General features: G+C 56.8%; 15 protein-coding genes. 6 read left to right on the top strand and 9 right to left on the bottom strand.

Annotated elements, in window-relative coordinates:
- Positions 1-4: 4 nt before the first annotated feature.
- Complete coding sequence (locus GSQ86_RS22555) at positions 5-364, bottom strand: PadR family transcriptional regulator (RefSeq protein WP_158752383.1); 360 nt, start codon at positions 362-364, stop codon at positions 5-7.
- Positions 365-413: 49 nt separating this feature from the next.
- Between GSQ86_RS22555 and GSQ86_RS22550 the strand changes: the two genes are divergently transcribed.
- A complete protein-coding gene (locus GSQ86_RS22550) occupies positions 414-2,564 on the top strand; it encodes a hypothetical protein (protein ID WP_158752382.1) in 2,151 nt (716 codons plus the stop codon).
- A 15-nt stretch (positions 2,565-2,579) separates the two neighbouring features.
- Here GSQ86_RS22550 and GSQ86_RS22545 read toward each other — a convergent pair whose 3' ends face one another.
- Positions 2,580-3,227: a hypothetical protein gene (locus tag GSQ86_RS22545; RefSeq protein WP_158752381.1), complete on the bottom strand. Its 648-nt coding sequence runs from the start codon at positions 3,225-3,227 to the stop codon at positions 2,580-2,582.
- A 130-nt stretch (positions 3,228-3,357) separates the two neighbouring features.
- Between GSQ86_RS22545 and GSQ86_RS22540 the strand changes: the two genes are divergently transcribed.
- Positions 3,358-4,248, top strand: coding sequence for a LysR family transcriptional regulator (locus GSQ86_RS22540; protein WP_158752380.1), 891 nt, complete (start codon positions 3,358-3,360; stop codon positions 4,246-4,248).
- A gap of 86 nt (positions 4,249-4,334) precedes the next feature.
- Here the strand turns inward: GSQ86_RS22540 and GSQ86_RS22535 are convergent, their stop codons facing one another.
- The 3 genes from GSQ86_RS22535 to GSQ86_RS22525 all read right to left on the bottom strand — a co-directional run bounded on the left by GSQ86_RS22535 (position 4,335) and on the right by GSQ86_RS22525 (position 7,564).
- Positions 4,335-6,110, bottom strand: coding sequence for a M20/M25/M40 family metallo-hydrolase (locus GSQ86_RS22535; protein ID WP_158752379.1), 1,776 nt, complete (start codon positions 6,108-6,110; stop codon positions 4,335-4,337).
- Between the two features lie 107 nt (positions 6,111-6,217).
- Positions 6,218-6,916, bottom strand: coding sequence for a GNAT family N-acetyltransferase (locus tag GSQ86_RS22530; protein ID WP_158752378.1), 699 nt, complete (start codon positions 6,914-6,916; stop codon positions 6,218-6,220).
- A 42-nt stretch (positions 6,917-6,958) separates the two neighbouring features.
- On the bottom strand, positions 6,959-7,564 hold the full coding sequence (locus GSQ86_RS22525; protein ID WP_254062561.1) for a TetR/AcrR family transcriptional regulator: 606 nt from the start codon (positions 7,562-7,564) through the stop codon (positions 6,959-6,961).
- 68 nt (positions 7,565-7,632) lie between these two features.
- On the opposite strand from GSQ86_RS22525, the gene GSQ86_RS22520 reads away from it, so the two are divergent.
- Together GSQ86_RS22520 and GSQ86_RS22515 are read left to right on the top strand one after the other, a co-directional pair.
- The gene (locus GSQ86_RS22520) at positions 7,633-9,258 is read left to right on the top strand and encodes a DHA2 family efflux MFS transporter permease subunit (protein ID WP_158752377.1); all 1,626 of its coding nucleotides are present in this window, start codon (positions 7,633-7,635) and stop codon (positions 9,256-9,258) included.
- Between the two features lie 61 nt (positions 9,259-9,319).
- Positions 9,320-10,324: a DUF4105 domain-containing protein gene (locus GSQ86_RS22515; RefSeq protein ID WP_158752376.1), complete on the top strand. Its 1,005-nt coding sequence runs from the start codon at positions 9,320-9,322 to the stop codon at positions 10,322-10,324.
- A 15-nt stretch (positions 10,325-10,339) separates the two neighbouring features.
- On the opposite strand, the gene GSQ86_RS22510 is transcribed toward GSQ86_RS22515, so the two are convergent.
- Genes GSQ86_RS22510 through GSQ86_RS22495 form a run of 4 tightly spaced genes read right to left on the bottom strand, consistent with a single transcriptional unit; the run spans position 10,340 to position 12,803 of the window.
- Positions 10,340-10,756 carry a hypothetical protein gene (locus GSQ86_RS22510; protein ID WP_158752375.1) on the bottom strand — a complete coding sequence of 139 codons (417 nt, stop codon included), beginning with the start codon at positions 10,754-10,756 and terminating at the stop codon, positions 10,340-10,342.
- A complete protein-coding gene (locus GSQ86_RS22505; protein ID WP_158752374.1) occupies positions 10,753-11,547 on the bottom strand; it encodes a hypothetical protein in 795 nt (264 codons plus the stop codon). Before GSQ86_RS22505 ends, GSQ86_RS22510 begins: the two co-directional genes overlap by 4 nt.
- A 55-nt stretch (positions 11,548-11,602) precedes the next feature.
- Positions 11,603-12,517 (bottom strand): Kdo hydroxylase family protein, encoded by a 915-nt coding sequence (locus tag GSQ86_RS22500; protein ID WP_158752501.1) that lies wholly within the window; start codon positions 12,515-12,517, stop codon positions 11,603-11,605.
- Between the two features lie 7 nt (positions 12,518-12,524).
- On the bottom strand, positions 12,525-12,803 hold the full coding sequence (locus GSQ86_RS22495; RefSeq protein WP_158752373.1) for a hypothetical protein: 279 nt from the start codon (positions 12,801-12,803) through the stop codon (positions 12,525-12,527).
- A gap of 37 nt (positions 12,804-12,840) precedes the next feature.
- On the opposite strand from GSQ86_RS22495, the gene GSQ86_RS22490 reads away from it, so the two are divergent.
- Positions 12,841-13,578 carry a hypothetical protein gene (locus tag GSQ86_RS22490; RefSeq protein ID WP_158752372.1) on the top strand — a complete coding sequence of 246 codons (738 nt, stop codon included), beginning with the start codon at positions 12,841-12,843 and terminating at the stop codon, positions 13,576-13,578.
- 366 nt (positions 13,579-13,944) lie between these two features.
- Positions 13,945-14,535, top strand: a complete 591-nt coding sequence (ruvA, locus tag GSQ86_RS22485; RefSeq protein ID WP_158752371.1) for a Holliday junction branch migration protein RuvA — start codon at positions 13,945-13,947, stop codon at positions 14,533-14,535.
- Positions 14,536-14,560 lie beyond the last annotated feature (25 nt).

The following is a 14,560-nucleotide window of genomic DNA, read 5'->3' as shown; positions in this document are numbered from 1 at the left end:
TGAGCTACTGGCCCTTTTCAGGCAGCGGTGTGAGAAGGCGCGTCATGGCACGCGAGAACCGCTGCCATTTTGAGGTTTCCTGCGACAATCTCTGCCGCCCCTTTGCGGTGAGCCGGTAAAACCTGGCCTTCCGGTTGTTCTCGGAAATGCCGTCCTCTGCCACGATGAGGCCAAACTTCATCAGGCGTTGCAGAGCTGGATAAAGCGAACCATGGCCAACTTGCAGCACATCTTCCGACCGCCGCTCGATGGAGCGGGCAATAGCGTGACCATGCGCATGCCCGAAGGCGAGTGTCTGCAGGATGAGCAGGTCGAGCGTTCCTTGCAGAAGTTCGAGTTGGTCGTTGGCTTCTTTAGTCGACATTCGACCCAAACTTATCCTCGCTCGGGTCGATTGTCAAGGGGAGTTCCGCATGGAAAATTTCCCCGCGGATGATTTTGCTATTCAGACACGTCAGCCAAACCCGATTATCCTGTGTGCAATGTCATTCGTGCGATCCATGCGGCGGTTGTGGCGGAGGCGGCGCTGGCGGAAGCGCTCGGTGTTTGCCACACAGGATGTGGGTCTGCGTGAGCGCACGCAGGCATTCTGCGACGCAAGCACTCGCGGCATGCGCACGCGGCGGGCAGTCGCGCTCTTCGCTTATATCTGGAACAGGCCGACGGATCGTGGCTTTATTACTTCTCTGCTGCGCTGGATCCGGCTGCTCGAATACGACCAGCCGCTTCGCACCGCCTTCAATGATTCGTGGCTTGCCCTGCTTTCGGGACTTGACTCCGTTCCGCTTTTTGCCGACGCGGGCCTGCCCTCGAGTACGGCGCTGCTTCATGAAGCGTTTCGGCGGCTCTTTCAGCGCCTTTTGCCGACCGCGCGCGAGGAATCGGATACGGCACGGTTGTTCACAGCTATTTTCTCGTCGAGCAGGTCCGTCGAGCGTTTTGTGCATCTGGATGCCTCGGTATTTGCCCGCGTCGCGCGGATTTTATGGCCCGAGGGTGGGCTGGACGCAGTTCCCCACATGAGCGATGACATTCACCAGGCGTTGAGCCTGCTGGCTACGCGCGTGGCCGGACGCGGCGTGACGGCGGCCGTCCGGCAACGCGGGAGCAGCCGCAATGTCGAGAACTCGCCCTTTTACCGGCTTGTCTTTGCGACAGATGAATTTCTTCGGTCGCTGGGGACAAATGACAACCTCGCGCTTGATCGGTGGCAAAGGGCGCTCCATGCCTGCCGGGCGGAGATGATTCAGGTGGGCCTGCACATGGAGGAGGCGGGAGTCAGCACGGCGCTGGTCTTCGACCTGACCAGCATGGATGCTTCGCTTGACCGCATGCAGCTGCTCGGTTCGACGATCGCAGCCAGTTCCCGACAGGCGGTGCAGCCGGCACGGCAACTTTTGAATACGCTTGTCGCAGGCCGGTTGGAAGATACGCGATTGGGGCCTCTCATTCGCCAGAATTTGAACCTGCTGGCGCGTAAAACGGTTGAGCGCACCGGGCACAGTGGCGAGCACTACATCGCCAACACCCGCAGGGAATACTGGTTGATGTGGCTGGCGGCGCTGGGCGGCGGCCTTCTGACGGTTTTTACAGCGGCTTTCAAGCTGCGGATTATCGGAAACTCCTTCCCCCTCTTCGTCGAAGGCTTCCTGATCGGCACCGACTATGCCATCAGCTTTCTGCTGTTGCAAGTTTTCTCGCTTGCGCTGGCCACCAAGCAGCCTTCGGCAACGGGTGCAGCGCTGGCTGGTATCGTCCGCGAGAACCGCGGCGTTTCGCGCTGGAGCAAGATTGCAGATTTCGCCGCACGTATCAGCCGCACGCAGCTCGCTGCTGCGCTCGGTAATGTAATCGCCGTCTGCCTTGGGGCGATCGCTTTCGAGCAGCTCTGGCACAAGATGTTCATGCACTCCTATCTGCCACAACAGACCGCGGTCCATGTCTATGAAACGCTGCATCCTTTCACTTCGGGTACAAGCATCGATGCTGCGATTACCGGGGTTATTCTCTGGCTGGCAGCAGTCATTGGAGGATGGTGTGAAAATTTCGCGGTCTACAACCGGCTTCCCGAGGCGATTGCGCAGCATCCATTGGGCCTGAAGATCGGCGTACGGCGCATGCAACGGCTCGCGCACTGGTTTGAGAACAATATCGCCGCCTGGAGCACGAGCATCGTGCTCGGCTACATGATGGGCTTTTTTCCGGAAGTTGCCCGCTTTTTCGGCCTTCCGCTCGATATCCGCCACGTTACGTTGAACACCGGTATGCTGGCGCTTGCCGCTGCGCGTTATGGCGTCAGCTCGTTCGGGCATCACTGGTTTTATTACGCAGTTGCCGGAATAGGAATGACCTTCATTCTCAATCTCAGCGTGAGCTTCGGCATCGCTTCGATTACCGCCCTGCGCGCCTACAACGTGCGTCACGAGGAACGGGTAAAGATATTGAAATATTTGATCGGGCAGGTTCTGCATTCGCCGCTAAGGTTTATTCTGCCAGTCGATCCAGTCCACAAGACCCTGACAATCTCTCCTGCACAGGAAGCGCTCGACCAGGAGAACGGCTGACGGCGGCCGCGATCTTTATTTTTCTGCGGACGCGAAGATGAAGCCGCGATAAGGTAACTCGACTGGCTTCTCTGGATTGGAATCGGCGGTTGCTCGCGGTTGGGCAGGGTCGGCGACCAGCGTCGAAGCGGAAAGCTGCGCTTCGGTGATGCCGTGTTCCGTATGCCCCGTGTTCTGCGTCGCAATGTGAATCCACTCGTGTACCAGGACGTGAGATATAGCCTGCGACATGGCATGTGCGCGCTGGTCCTCTGACATGCCGAGGGTTGTGGCGTTCAGCGTCTGCGCCATGCGTGCGCAATCGACGTAAATGTAGGGCTGAATCTCACCTCTGACACGAAGCACCCAACCTAGAGGGCCGGGCTGCTGCGGCCGGTAAGCCTGCTGTGCCACGTCGCAGCGGCCAAGCAGCTTTACTTCAATCACTCTGCCAAATTCCTCGCCAGAATACAGCTCTGTGCTGCGCATTAGCCGCGGATTGCGCTCTATAGAGCGGCCTTCCGTTCCGAAATTTTCTTCGGCCATATCTTCGTGGATCGCGGAAAAAAGTGGTGTCCACAGAGTGTCGCGAACATCTTTATCTGCATAGAAAACCAGCGTACTGCGATCGCCCTGAGCGCGGCATATGGAAGTCGTAAGCAGGAGCAGGACCAGGCAGCGCAAAAGAGAGCGTTTCGAGAATGAGCAGCCGTCGTACACAATAAATATTTTTAATCCGCCACATAAGATGCGTCCAATGAATACATCGGATTATCATCATCTATATTTGAGATTGATTCCGGGAGATCCATCCATGGAAGTGCGACAGCTTCAGATTTTTTGTGCCCTCGCTGAGGAATTAAGCTTTACCCGCACAGCGGAGCGCGTGCATACAGTGCAATCGAATGTCACGACGCAGATCAAAGCGCTGGAAGAAGAGCTGGGTACGCCGCTTTTTGACCGGCTGGCCAAGCGAGTGATTCTGACAGAAGCAGGCGGCCGCTTTCTCCCCTATGCGGAAAAAGCCCTGTCCGCGATGCTGGAAGGCAGTTTTGCCGTGCGCCACGGCTCTGAGCCTGCCGGACCGCTGCGGATTGGGGCGCCGGAGAGCGTACTCACCTACCGCCTGCCGGAGGTGCTGCAGTCCTTCCGCAAGCGCTATCCGGAGGTGGAGCTGATCTTTCGCCCGCACTGGGACGAAACCCTATGGGAGGCCCTTGAGGGCGGCAAACTCGATATGGCGATTCGCATGATTGACCAGGTCGATCATCCTCAGTGCGCTTCGCTGAGACTGCGCACAGAAAATGTTCATCTCATCGCCCACCCCGACCATCCTCTGGCAAGGAGACAGAAGGTCAATCCGCAGGATCTGGCCGGACAGATGCTTCTGCTGACGGAGGCTGGTTGCGCCTATCGCAGGAAACTGGATGTAGCTTTATCGGCGCATAAGACGCGCGCAGGCAATATCACTGAATTTTCCAGCGTAGAGGCTCTGAAGCAGTGTGCGACAGCGGGAATGGGCATTGGCCTTTTGCCGGAGATTGTGGTGGCAGCAGAGCTAAAGAGGCGGCAGCTTAAGGCGCTCGCCTGGACTGGCCCTGAAATGCATATTGCGACCCACGTGGTGTGGCACAAGGACAAGTGGTTGTCGCCGGGAATGATGGCATTTCTTGAGCTGTTGCAGGAAAAGCTGCAGGCGGCGTAAAAACGCGACATAAATGCCATAAATCGCAAGAAAAAGCCGCCATTCTGACAACAGAACGGCGGCTTTCATTTCGCTATTGCAGCCTGCTACTTCTTCTCATCCGCGGGCGGTACTGCTCCGGGGAAGAGATTCGGCAGCGGGGCATTCTGCTGATCACGCAGCTCCGGATGCGGCAGCGGCTTGCGTGGCAGCATCTGTTCGCGCATGGCCGTGTTGTAGACGAAGATGGCCTCTACCGTGGCGATCTGCTTCAGGTCGCCGGGCTGCAGCCGCTCATACACGTCCTGATTAGAGTGATGGGTACGACTCTCGTAATCGAGCGGATCCTGAATAAATTGGAAGCCAGGGATGCCGACTGCGTCAAAGGAAAGGTGATCGGTGCCACCGGTGTTCCGCATGGTCAGTGTGGTGACGCCGAGATCCTTCAGCGGCGCGATCCACTGCGCGAAGATAGGCGCGACGGCTGCGTTCCCTTGCAGATAGACGCCGCGGACTTTTCCAGAGCCGTTGTCTACGTTGAAGTAGCCGGAGATCAGCTTCTGCTCAGGCTTCAGATCCAGCGGTCCGGTCTTGCGCATAAATTCGGGCAAGGCGGCCTGGTCGGGCGTATTGAGCGGAGACGCGAAGCCGAAGTGCTGCTTTACGTATCCGCGTGAGCCGAAGAGACCTTCTTCTTCACCGCTCCACAACGCGATGCGGATGGTGCGGCGCGGGTGAACGTCAAGCGCTTTGAGAATGCGCATGACTTCCATGGCGACTATCGATCCAGCGCCGTTGTCTGTGGCTCCGGTGCCTGCGATCCAGCTGTCGAGGTGGCCGCCGACCATTACGACTTCGTCTTTCAGCTTGGGGTCGGTGCCGGGGATTTCAGCAACTGTGTCGAAGCCATGCTCGTGATCGCCGGTGAATTTCGTCTCAACGTTCATTTCGATGGTCACGGGAACGTGAGCTTCGAGCAGACGAGAAACGCGGCCATAGCTCTCGATTGCCATTACGACAACCGGTACTTTGACTTTGTGATCGGCGAGGTAAGGCTGGCGTCCAAGTGCAGCGCCGTTGTCGTCGAAGATGGTTCCACCGGAACCGCCGCCATTCTTGGCGTCGCGGCTGGGCCGGATCACGCCTGCTGCCTTTTCCTCGGCGAGGAAATCCGCGATCTGGTCAGCCAGCTTGTAGCGCTGCATGTATGTCCGGAGACGCGCCTGCATATCGCGTCCGGCGCGATCGTTTGCCTGATAGGAGGCCATCTCCTCAAGTTCCTTGTCGGAGTAGCGCTCAAACAGGGCCTGATCCACCGGCGGCACTTCGCGCATCTCGCCGAGAAGCACAATTTTGCCAGCGAGCTTTCCCTTGTACTGGTCGAAATCTTTGTCGCTTTGGATATTGACGGCAACAACGTCGCCGCTGACCGGTCCGTTTGTCGCAGGAGACCATGGAGTAGCCTGTGCGATGAAGACGGCTGTGTCAGGCGAGGTCATGCGAACCCAGGTATTGAGCTGTTGCCAGCCCATGCCAAAGTCGCCCCAATCCTCAAGATGCGCATTCACGCAGCCCATTGCGGTGAGCTGATCGCGCGTCCAGGCGTTGGCCTTGGCCATATTTGGAGAACCGGTGAGGCGCGGACCGATATCGTCCGTCAGAGCAGAGGCGTACTGCATGATCCGTGAGTGCTCGATGCCCTCTTCGCGGATGCGCTGGTACATGGCGAGATCGATGTTTTCCGTCGCAGGCTGGGATTGCTCGACGGCAGATGGTGTATCTTCAACGGTTTTTGCTTTGGTTTTATCTGCTGCGAAGGTTGGAACAGCAATCGCCAGCAACAGCGCCGACAGAGGTCGGCGACAGGAATTGAACATGGACATGGTCCTCCTCAAAATCAATCAGGGAAGTGGAAGAATATCAGAAAGCTCCACGGAGATTGAGCAGGAAGACGCTTGAGACAGCGGATTAGTTGCAGCACAACCGCCGATTAGAGCGGTTTTTTTACCACGACGACGTGCAGATTACGCCGAATGGTAAAGCCTACCTTTTCATACGTGCTGACCGCCGCATCATTTCCTATCGTGACGCCCAAAATGGGGGTCTCGCCATGGTCGAAGATGCCGCGCGCAACGGTTGCGACAAGGGCCTGCGCGTAACCGCGTCCGCGATATTCAGGATATGTGCAAACGGCGCTCACTTCTGTATATCCCGTGAGACTGATGCGTTGTCCCGTCATGGCGGCAAGGTGCCCGGCATCGCGGATCGCACGGTATCCACCGAACTCGATGGTACGTGTACGAAAGGGCCCCGGCTCCGTGGCTTCCGCAATCTTCTGCATATGTGAGACGTCGTCCGTATGCAGTGGCTGTATCAAAGATTCGAGCTTTGACGGCGAAGGGAGGTCGCGGCAGATCATGTGGTGCATTTGAAAATGTTTCAATAGCCTCCAGCCCTTCGGTACGTTCGGAGGTGCATCGAGAAAGAAGATGGCGAACTCATCGGGGGCAAGCAACTCACCCAGCGCAGAATATGCCTGTGGAGTTTGATCTTTGACCGCGGCTAACGGAGACACATCCGCGGGGTATCGCTTCGCCAGATCGCTGCCTTGCGCAAAGTGCGCATGGTTTGTGTGTAGCGCATACCAGATGGGATGGTTGAGTGCTTCCTGGTCTTCTTTGCTCATCATGTATTCAGAAATAGATGACTGAGCTTTCCCCTGAGCCTCAAATTATTGAGCCTGCACTGTAACGCCATTGAGCATGTGATGGAGATGTTCGCGTGCGAGGCAAAGAGGAGTTCGATTGCCGGTGAGACGCCCAATCATCAGGCTGCCTTCGAGGGTCGAAATAATGACGGAAGCGATACTGGGAGGTGATGTTCCGCGCTTGATCTCGCCCTTTGCTATGCCCTGGCGAACGGCATTCTCCAGATATTCGAGCCATTCACGCATCGCGCTCTGTGCATGACTTCGCAGCGTGGGATTTCCATCGTCGGCGTCGATGGCCGTGTTCATCAGCGCGCAGCCACCAGAAATGGCCGAGGGCTTAGCTGCAAAGGTGTCGACCATGCCGTGCAACTTACCCAGCGGACTCGGAATTTGATCGAGCGCAGTCAGTCGTACGCGTCTGATCTCGTCCCATGCGTAGTCAAAGGCAGCGACAGCCAGCTCTTCCTTGCTTTCGAAGTGGCGATAGATGCCACCCTTTTCCAGGCCGGTCTCTTCCATCAGCTCGGAAAGGCTGGTTCCCGAGTAACCTCGTTGGTTGAAAACGGGCGCAGCTTTGCGGATGATCTTTCGGCGGGTTTTCTCACCCTTCCCTAAAAGAACGCTCACGAAAAAATCGTAGCACATTTTGCGACCGATTGGTCTCACGAAGAATCTCTTTCCAACATACCGATACTATGAGCACAGCGACATTAGCCCGCCCCATAGCTCCCTCAGATGTCGCAACCAAGCGCGCTATTAATCCGTGGGCGGTGGCCATCACGGTCACGCTGGCAACGTTCATGGAGCTTCTGGATACTTCGATTGCCAACGTTTCCCTGCCGCATATTGCGGGCGGCCTGGGATCGAGCTTCGATGAAGCTACGTGGGTTCTGACTTCGTATCTGGTAGCAAATGCAGTCGTTCTGCCACTCAGCGCATGGCTTTCCCGCGTCTTTGGCCGCAAGCGTTATTACATGATGTGCGTGGCTTTATTCACCATAACGTCATTTCTTTGCGGTATCGCGCCTACGCTTGGCTTCCTTCTGCTCTTCCGCGTCATGCAGGGGATCGGTGGCGGCGGTCTTGCTCCCGTCGAGCAGGCCATCCTGGTCGATACCTTCCCGGCGTCGAAACGCGCTGCGGCATTCGCTCTCTACAGCATGGCGATTGTGACCGCGCCTGCGATCGGCCCTCCTCTGGGCGGCTGGATTACGGACAGCTTCTCCTGGCGTTGGGTCTTCTTCATCAATGTGCCGATTGGCATCGTCTCGCTCATTCTCAGTAGCCGTCTCGTGCATGACCCGCCACAGTTCAAGGAAGAGATAGCCAAGCTGCGCGCGAGCGGCAAGCTGAAGATCGACGGGTTGGGTATTGCGCTCATCGCGATTGGATTCGCATGCCTGGAAATTGTGCTCGACCGTGGACAGATCGATGACTGGTTCGGTAGCAGTACGATTGTGGCACTCCTAATCGCGGCTATCGTCACGCTGAGCTTTGCGATCTACTGGGAGTGGAACCATACCGATCCGGTAGTCGAAATCACGCTGCTGAAAGAGCGCAATTTTGCCTCCGCTACGATCTTCTACTTCCTCTTCGGATTTGTGCTCTTCGGCAGCACGACGATGATTCCGGAGATTCTACAGACGCTCTATGGCTATACCGCTACCGACGCTGGGCTTGTGCTGGGTCCAGGCGCGCTGGTCATTACCGTTCTTGCTCCTTTCGTCGCGAGACTAACGCAGTCGGGCAAGGTGAACCCGCGACACCTGATCATCTTCAGCTATTGCGTTGTTGCGTGTTCCATGTGGTACTACGGCAGCTTCACGCCGCAGACGGATTACTTCCATTACGCCTTTGCGCGCGCGATTCAGGGCTTCGGCTACGCATTCCTTTTTGTGCCGGTGAGCGTGATGGCATACTCGTATCTGCCTCCGCAAAAGAACAATAAGGCTTCAAGCTTCACGAATCTGGCGCGCAACTGGGGCGGCAGCTTCGGCGTGGCTTTCATTACGACGTTTCATGAGCGTCGCATGGACCTGCACCAATCGCGGCTTGCCGACACGCTGGCACACGGGTTGCCGCTGGTCGATGCAACGCGCGACTCGCTGACGCGCAACTTCGAGCGCCTAGGGTTTTCACCTGTCGATGCAAGTACCCACGCAAACGGCCGCATCTATGAACTGCTGGGGCAGCAGGCGAGCCTGCTAGGGTTTCGCGACTGCTTTCACATGCTGGGAATTATTTCCCTACTTGGTATTCCGGTGGTGATCTTCATGTCGCGCAACTTCCGGCCGGCAGGCGGAGGCTCAGGCGGACACTGATCGAGTTTACGTTTGTGGTTGCGCATACGACATGTAGCGTCGATGATTGTTCCGACCGCGCATGACGATTCGACACCTGGCTCGCAAACTTGGCGTTGTATTTTTGTCCTTCATACTGCTGCTGCTCACTGTGTGGGCCGCCTCGGCTCTTTTCTTTGATGTTCGCTTTGCACGGCTGCGCATTCCCTGCATGGTGGCGTATCTGCTGGTGGTCGCAGGCACACTCTTCTTCAAGCGCTTCTGGTATCGAGTGGTGGGCTGCCTTGCCTGCTTTCTGGTTGTGCTGCTCTGGTGGCTTTCGCTCAAGCCGTCAAATGACGGTAACTGGCAGTCCGATGTCTCCCGGCTGGCGTACGGGCAGGTGAATGGCGATCACGTCACGCTCTACAACACACGCAGCTGCGACTATCGCGCCGAGCTCGACTACACCTGCCAGTGGCCGACGCGTGAGGTGGATCTGTCGCAGATTCGCGGCATGGATCTCTTTGTCGACTACTGGGGCTCGCCGTGGATCGCACACACGATACTGAGCTTCGATCTCGGCAACGGGCAGCACGTTGCGTTTTCGATTGAAGCCCGAAAGGTGGCAGGGCAGAGTTATTCCGCGGTGCGGGGGTTCTTCCGGCAGTTCACACTTATTTCTATAGCGAGCGATGAGCGGGACGTAGTGCGCCTTCGCACAAACTACAGAAAGGATGAGGATTTGTACCTCTTCCACACTACGGCGACTCCCGCGTTTGCACGCTCACTCTTTCTGGACTACGTCCATTTCACCAATTTTCTGCACGATCATCCTAAGTGGTACAATGCTGCGACGAGCAATTGCACGACGGAGATATTCACGCTGAAGTCCATGAGCATATTGCCGCGCAACTGGACGATTTTGCTGAACGGCAAGGGACCAGCCGAACAATATCGTGAAGGAAATCTCGCCGGAGATGGCTTGCCATTCGACGAATTGATGAAGCGGGCTTATATCAATCCAGTAGCAAAGACGGTAGATAAGGACCCCGACTTTTCGACAGAGATCCGCGAGGGCAGACCGGGATTCCCAGCCTTGCAGTAGCTTCTTGATTCAGCGTTACAGCCCGAAACCTGCGAGGAACGGTGCAACAGTGTGGAAGGCGATGCCGCCGAATTTAGCAATCATTCCGGCGATGGTTCCAATCGTCGTCAGCTCGCTCTGTGCAGCACCGGAGGCCTTCACCAGCAGATTCAGCTTTTCTAGCCCGGATTGGAGCTTGCCTTTCGCTTCCGGAGCTTTTACATCTTCGTGCATCGGCTGCACGACACTTTCGACGATGGTGCTCTTCATGGCCTCCGGCATGCTGGACTTCTGAATCTCCGCCCGCAAATCTTCGATCAGCTTAAGAAGCTGCTGCTGATCGGCTGCATTGTTGATGGAGGTGTTCGAGACTGCTCCTGCGCCAATCGCGATGCCGGTGCCGGAGACGCTTCCGCCTACGTATGTGCCTCTCGTATCTTTATCGTCGGTCATACATTCGCTCCAGCTTCCGGGCGGACCGCGGTGGAAGCAAGGCTGTGCTCTCCCACGGCGATACCCGCTCCTTGAATATTCCCATTCACAGTCGTTGAGCGGTCATCGATGTGAATGGTGACGTTGTAAACAGCTCCAGCCGGGACAGACATGATCGGAGTCTGTTTATGTGTATTCGGATTCACGATGTTCAGCTGCATCTGATCAGGGCGTTGAGGATCGGCTACGGCAACCACCGATGCTGGAAACGATGTTCCGCCGGTGACGTTAATACCGCCGACGAACTGCAGGCACGGGGCCAGGAACTCGCTCCATCTCTGGGTCTGCACCATCACCATGACCTTTACCGTCGATAGCGGTCCCTGAATCAGCAGCATGAGCACATGAATGGCGACATTGAATGGAGGCATACCGAGTGCATCGAACTCTCGTCCGACCGCGATTCCGGATTGCAGAGGGATCTCGCGCATCGGAGCGAAATTGAAGACGGCTTGCACCTGCAATGATTGCGCCAGACCGGCTGCTACCTCTGGAGACTCGAGATTCTGCAGACCCATCAGAACCACTTGCGAGGTCATGAGATCGATTTCTTCGACGCAAACCAATGCCGGAGTGAAGTCGGTGAATTGCGACCCCGGCGGCAACAACATGTAGATGCTCAGAGGTTGGGGAATTCCGCGCATCTGCGCGAGCATGAGAGAGTACTGCATCAAGGGGTTCGGTGGGATGACGGTGAAGCCTTCCGGCAGTGCTGCCGTATAGTTGGCTCCGCGAATGACCTGCTCATTCAAAGCTTGAGAAGTATATCTCCGGGAAGACCGACCTACTGCTAAATATTTTCAGCCATTACAGCAAGCTCGAACCGGCTATCTCCTGCAAGACTGCCAGAGGCGAGGTCTCCGGCGTTACCAGCGCTTCGGGACGAACGAGGAAGGTCTGTTCGAGGGCGTATTGTCCGGCCAGAACTGCGTGAGGAACGGTGTCGGTGTAAACCATCCAGCTGGAGCCGGGAGGAAAGTTGAAGCTGTACTTCGGGCACTCGGACTGGAAGCGCGGGTTCTCTTTCAAAAAGTTATGGAAGCGCATCATGAAATCGTCATAGGGCGAGCGCTTGATGGATGGGATGGCTGCTGCGAGTCCCATTCCGCGGCCCAGCGACTTCGCGGCGCGGCTGATAGCGCTGTCCGGCAGCGGAGCGATCTCTGCGGGCACGAACTGTTTCACCGTCTGGCCGAAGGGGTCGCTGACGACCCAATCGCGGGTGCGCGTCGGATGGATGTTATTGAAGAAGCGGAGAATCCTTGAACCATAAGTCGGGCGCGTGGGAAAGGCATCGGTGTGCAGCAAGTCGTTACGACGACGCTGCGGCAGGTCGCGGCCTTCTTCTTCCTGCGGACGGAAGCTGGCGTAATCGAGTTGCCAGTTCGCGTTATAGGGAGCGAGGAAGTCCGTGAGAAATGCGGTCACGCTCTTTGAATATTGCCGCATGATGCCTTGTAGCCGCGCTACTGCCTGTGCGTCTGCGGTTTTGGAATCGACACCGCTGAGCTTGTCAATGTTCGGCTTGTAGGCGATGTTCTTGTGCAGCGAGCTATCAGTCTGCTGCTGGCCCAGGAGAAACTGCAGGTCATTCTCAGGGATGAGAATGGGAGTCTGCGGGAAGTAGAGAATGTCTCCGGCTTCAAGCTCGGCGCACCATTCGCGCTCCTGTGTTTGCGAGGGCGACTTCAGTTCTTCGGGCGAGATCGAGATGACAGCCATAACGTGTTCAGTTGCCACTCAGTTTGCGGCGAAACCAGAAGGCTAACAGAACCACGAGGCTGACAGCGAGGACGACCAGTCCAGCGGGCAGAGCGATGTAACGGTAGCTGTCAGCGAAATTAACGTTGTGGTGGCCTGCGGTGTTGTAGATGAGGATGCCGAAGATGGCGAAGAAGCAGGTGGTGAAAAAAGTGATGAATCCCAGTGAGAAGGACAACAACAGAGTGGCGAAGAGTCCGTAATCGCCGAATTGGATCCCGAATATTCTGCCTTGGCTTGCAACCATAACGGCGCGACACGCTCCTCAGCTAGAATACAAGGTTATGGCTGAAGCCGCCCAGATCGAGTTGTTGCCGGCGCAAAAAGTTGCGCAGGATGTGCAGGTACTGCAGGCGCCAAACGGCGTGTGCTATGCGCAATATGGCGATACACACCTGACTGCGCAGGAGCTGGAGCGCATTGTGCAGGCGGTTCCGGATTCGATTGCAGCCGCGCTGAAAAGGCGCGCCTACTATTTTGTTCCGCTGACGATCAGCGAGAATGACGAGACGCTGATCGCCCCGGAGTATTCGGTGGACTTCAGCGACCGGGCCATCTGCCATCGCAACGTTACCTTCGGCGGATCGGAGTGCATCTTCATCTCGACGCGATTGATGCAGGACCGCTTCGCGCTGGCTTTCGAATTCTTCATCAACGTCGGCCACCACTTTGTTGAATCAATCGGCGTGCCGCAGAGCTTCGGCGACCTTATCTGGGCGCAGGCGCTGGCAGATGCCCGCGGCGAGACCAGCCAGGATGCCTGGGAAAACCGCAAGAAGGCTACCGACCGCACGCGTGCAGATGAGAAGGCGAAGACCACGTTTTTCGACGCCGCATTTTCCGACGCGATTGCCATCTACCTGCTTTCTCTGAGTATCGATTTTGACTATGCCGATCTGCGGGAGCGGGAGTATCCGCTGCTGGCTGCTCCGGTGTTGGCGGAGCGGCTGCGGCATATCGCCGGATTGTTCCCTGCGAATGCCGGGTATGAGTTTGAGATCAAGTACCGTCGGCGGGGCTAGGAATACCCTCCCTATTTTGCCCAGAGATTGTTTATTTAAACAGTTTAGTTGGGATTGGTCTAAGTTATTAAAACTTCGCTTCGTGTATTTGCGGAGCAAGTTTTCCATCCCACCCTTTGCTTTGCAAAGGATGGGGCACCCAGGCTAAATTGCTGAAAACATCAATACTGCATTTTGGCGTTATCCGCTCCGCTCATCTGGTTTGAGATTCTTCGCCTGCGGCTCAGAATGACGAGATTCTCGCCCTTCAAATTTTTTTTCTTATATCGGTACGGGATTTGATCCTGACACTACGCCTAAATATTTGGCTAAACGATTAAATCCCCATGACTCTCGCTATCGTCGGCATTTATTTACAATCGCGGGATGATTGCGCATTTGCGGGGGCGGCTTTTTTCAAAACAACCAGGACAGGCGATTGTTGAGGCAGGTGGCGTGGGCTACGACGTGACCATCAGCGTTCCGACGTTTACGGCTTTGCCTGCCGAGGGAGCCGAGGTATCCCTCTTCATTCACACGCAGGTGCGCGAGGATATTCTGGCGCTCTTCGGTTTTCTCGACCGCAGAGAGAAGAGGCTTTTTGAGCGGCTGATTACGGTCTCGGGAGTCGGGCCTAAGCTGGCTGTGACGATCTTGAGCGGATTAAATGCGGAGCGAACGGTGGCGGCGATTCGGGCGCAGGACCACGCGACGCTGACGCGGATTCCCGGCGTTGGGAAAAAGCTGGCCGAGCGGCTGGTGGTGGAACTGAAAGACAAGCTCGACGATATGGCGACGACCGCTCCAGCAGTTTTGGCTGCGGGTCCGGCGGCAGACGATGTGCTGTCGGCTCTGGTGAACCTTGGATATCAGCGGCCGGCGGCGCAGAAGGCGATTGAGACGGCGGTCGGGAAGAACAAGGCCGCGGGTGAGAACTTCGATGAGCTCTTCCGCGCGGCCCTGCAGGTGATCCGGTAATTGCCGTATGCAGGGTACTGGCTGC

Source organism: Acidobacterium sp. S8, assembly GCF_009765985.1.
Classification (GTDB): Bacteria; Acidobacteriota; Terriglobia; order Terriglobales; family Acidobacteriaceae; genus Alloacidobacterium.
Note: the sequence above shows the minus strand (reverse complement) of the source record. Positions and strands in the feature narration are given on the sequence as shown.

Coding starts and splice junctions, on each gene's coding strand:
- GSQ86_RS22510 (WP_158752375.1), bottom strand. CDS start 10,756: ATGACCGACGATAAAGATACGAGAGGCACATACGTAGGCGGAAGCGTC.
- GSQ86_RS22530 (WP_158752378.1), bottom strand. CDS start 6,916: ATGATGAGCAAAGAAGACCAGGAAGCACTCAACCATCCCATCTGGTAT.
- GSQ86_RS22490 (WP_158752372.1), top strand. CDS start 12,841: ATGGCTGAAGCCGCCCAGATCGAGTTGTTGCCGGCGCAAAAAGTTGCG.
- GSQ86_RS22520 (WP_158752377.1), top strand. CDS start 7,633: ATGAGCACAGCGACATTAGCCCGCCCCATAGCTCCCTCAGATGTCGCA.
- GSQ86_RS22535 (WP_158752379.1), bottom strand. CDS start 6,110: ATGTCCATGTTCAATTCCTGTCGCCGACCTCTGTCGGCGCTGTTGCTG.
- GSQ86_RS22515 (WP_158752376.1), top strand. CDS start 9,320: ATGACGATTCGACACCTGGCTCGCAAACTTGGCGTTGTATTTTTGTCC.
- GSQ86_RS22500 (WP_158752501.1), bottom strand. CDS start 12,517: ATGGCTGTCATCTCGATCTCGCCCGAAGAACTGAAGTCGCCCTCGCAA.
- GSQ86_RS22540 (WP_158752380.1), top strand. CDS start 3,358: ATGGAAGTGCGACAGCTTCAGATTTTTTGTGCCCTCGCTGAGGAATTA.
- ruvA (WP_158752371.1), top strand. CDS start 13,945: ATGATTGCGCATTTGCGGGGGCGGCTTTTTTCAAAACAACCAGGACAG.
- GSQ86_RS22550 (WP_158752382.1), top strand. CDS start 414: ATGGAAAATTTCCCCGCGGATGATTTTGCTATTCAGACACGTCAGCCA.
- GSQ86_RS22495 (WP_158752373.1), bottom strand. CDS start 12,803: ATGGTTGCAAGCCAAGGCAGAATATTCGGGATCCAATTCGGCGATTAC.
- GSQ86_RS22555 (WP_158752383.1), bottom strand. CDS start 364: ATGTCGACTAAAGAAGCCAACGACCAACTCGAACTTCTGCAAGGAACG.